The sequence below is a fragment of the Salegentibacter sp. UBA1130 genome (genome assembly GCF_002311535.1).
GTDB classification, from domain to species: Bacteria; Bacteroidota; Bacteroidia; order Flavobacteriales; family Flavobacteriaceae; genus Salegentibacter; species Salegentibacter agarivorans.
The window spans coordinates 81,912-82,142 of the sequence record NZ_DCAP01000040.1 but is presented as its reverse complement, the minus strand read 5'-3'; the positions used below and the strand labels follow the sequence as shown (position 1 = coordinate 82,142).

General features: G+C 36.8%; 1 protein-coding gene. It reads left to right on the top strand.

Annotated elements, in window-relative coordinates; all coding sequences use genetic code 11:
- Window positions 1-231 (top strand): hypothetical protein (locus B4F31_RS17385; RefSeq protein WP_286761837.1); only part of this gene is annotated, 231 nt, incomplete at both ends.

The window sequence follows — 231 nt, the reverse complement described above, 5'->3', positions numbered from 1 at the left end:
CCGCTGCAGGAACTTATCCTGTTATTATTTCTGCTGAAGAAACAGACAATTACTTATCCGTTTCAAAAGAAGTGTCTTTGGTAATTGAAAATGCAGAAATCGAAGGAGTAACTTTTGAAAGTGAAACTTTCACCTACGATGGAACTTCAAAAGATATTTTCATTACTGGTTTGCCTGAGGGTGCGACAGTGAAATATGAGAATAACAGACAAACCAATGCCGGAACTTATA